Origin of the sequence: Pseudonocardia sp. McavD-2-B (assembly GCF_024124365.1) — a bacterium.
Classification (GTDB): Bacteria; Actinomycetota; Actinomycetes; order Mycobacteriales; family Pseudonocardiaceae; genus Pseudonocardia; species Pseudonocardia alni.
In genome coordinates this window covers 1-2,206 of the sequence record NZ_JAMXSG010000467.1, presented here as the reverse complement: position 1 = coordinate 2,206, position 2,206 = coordinate 1, and the positions used below count along the sequence as shown (strand labels likewise).

The window sequence follows — 2,206 nt, the reverse complement described above, 5'->3', positions numbered from 1 at the left end:
GGCGCGCAGCGCACAGCACAGCGCCGCGGTCGTCGCGAGCGCCGCGAACGGCTCCGGGCGGACCCCGAGGTTCAGCGGCAGCCACCACGCCAGCAGCGCGACGCCGAGCGTGCCCCGCACCCAGGCCCGGCGGTGGTGGCGTGCCAGCACCGCGGGCAGCGCGACCCGCGACAGCAGCAGCCACACCGCGATCCCGGCGAGCACCGAGGGCACGCGCAGCACCAGCGGCCCCACCCCGGTCTCGGCCAGCGCCCGCACCAGGCGGATCACCAGCGTGTACGGCGCCTCCGAGGCGTTGCCCCAGCGGTAGACGTTGCCGAAGTCGCCGGTCGCGGTGCCCGTCGCGTTGCGCGCGATCGCCTCGGTGAAGCCGTCGTCGGTGGACAGCGGCCCGAGCACCGTCCACACCGCGAGCGTGACGACGACGAGCACGTCCGCGGCGGCCCGCCCGATCCCGGCCGGGGTGCCCACCGCGGCCAGCCGGGCCCGCCGGAGACGGGCCGCGCCACGGCGGCGCCGGAACCGGTCACCGGCCAGGCGGGCCAGCAGCACCGCCGCGACCGCGGCGGCGAGCCACTGCAGCCCGATCAGCACGGTCTTGGCCGGTGACGACGCGGCGGCGAACCAGTCCGCGGTGCGCGCGGTGACCCGCAGGCCGTCGGCGTCGGCGGGGGAGAGCTGGGTGGTGAACGCGGCGACCGCGCGCACGACGTCGCCGGGGAACGCGCGCGGTGCGGCGTCGCCGAGGGTGACCCGGGACCCGGCCTCGTCGGTGTCGAGGACCAGCCCGCAGGCGTCGCCGGGCGGGACGGGGGCGCGCAGCAGCTCACGGCCCCCGACCAGGACCCGCAGCTCCCCGCCCGGTCCGGTCAGCACGGCGAACCCGATCCCGGTGGCACCGGGCCGCTCCGAGCCCACGACGGTCGTCGCCGTCCCGGTGTCGGCGGAGCGGGCCTGCGCGGTGCGCAGCACCCGGCAGCCGACGTCGACGCGCACCGCCTCCGGCGCGTAGGGCTGGAACGCCGCCGTCGTCGACACCGGTTGCTCGTCCGCCCGGGGCCAGGTCACGGTCGTGCTGCGGGTGTCGACGGGGGCGAACGGCACCAGCGCGGCGAGCAGGCCCGCGAGCAGGCCGGCGAGCAGGGTCGCGACCACCAGGCGGCGGGGGACGGACGGCGGGGCGGGGTGGTCTGAGGGGTGCATCGACTTCCGGATCGACTCGGCGGGGGAGCGCGGCGGGGCCGGTCCGCCCGTCAGACCGCGGTGACCGGCACCGTGTGCCGGCCGGTCGCGCCGTCGGGGATCGAGACCTGTTCCCGTTCGGTCTGCACCGTGCCGGTCCGGTCGGTCGCGCGCACGCGCAGGGTGTGCTCGCCGGGTCCCAGTTCGATCTCGGTGCGCCACATGCGCCAGGTGTCGGCGCCGAGGTCGGCGCCGAGGCGGGCCGGGACCCAGGTCCCGCCGTCGACGGCGACCTCGACCCGGGTGATGCCGACGTGCGGCGCCCACGACGTCCCGGCGACGACGACCCGCCCGGCCGGGACCGACGCCCCGGCGACCGGGGTGTCGATGCGGGACTGGGTCTTCACCGGGCCCTCGCGGGCCCAGCCGCGTTCGGCCCAGTACGGGGTGGCCGCGTCCCAGGTGGTCACCTCGATGTCGGTGATCCACTTGCAGCCGGAGACGTAGCCGTAGAGGCCGGGGACGACCATGCGCACCGGGAAGCCGTGCTCGACCGGCAGCGCCTCGCCGTTCATGCCGAACGCGAGCAGGGCGTCGCGGCCGTCGGTGACGACGTCGACCGGGGTGCCGGTGGTGAATCCGTCGACGCTGGTGGACAGCAGCTGCTGGGCCCCGGGCCCGATCCCGGCCTCGGCGAGCAGGTCGGCCAGGCGCACCCCGGTGAACCGCGCGTTGGAGGTCAGCGCGCCGCCGACCGGGTTGGACACGCACACCATCGTGATCGGCACCTCGACGACCGGGCGGGCCCGCAGCTGGTCCAGCGAGAGGGTCAGCTCGCGCTCGACCATGCCGTGCACCCGCAGGGTCCAGGAGGCGGTGTCGACCCGCGGGACCTGCAGCGCGGTGTCGATCCGGTAGAAGTCCGCGGTCGGGGTCAGCCAGGCCGGTGCGCCCGGCAGGGTCGCGTCCGGCGGGGGCGCCGGTACCGGCGGGGCGGGCGGCAGCGCGAGTGCCGCGGGCCCCG

The 2,206-nt window shown here is 77.4% G+C and carries 2 protein-coding genes; both read right to left on the bottom strand.

What is annotated here, in order from left to right; translation table 11 throughout:
* Nucleotides 1-1,203 (bottom strand): arabinosyltransferase domain-containing protein (locus tag NH602_RS30255; RefSeq protein WP_253069612.1); only part of this gene is annotated, 1,203 nt, incomplete at its 3' end.
* A 50-nt stretch (nucleotides 1,204-1,253) separates the two neighbouring features.
* Nucleotides 1,254-2,206 (bottom strand): molybdopterin-dependent oxidoreductase (locus NH602_RS30250; protein WP_253069611.1); only part of this gene is annotated, 953 nt, incomplete at its 5' end.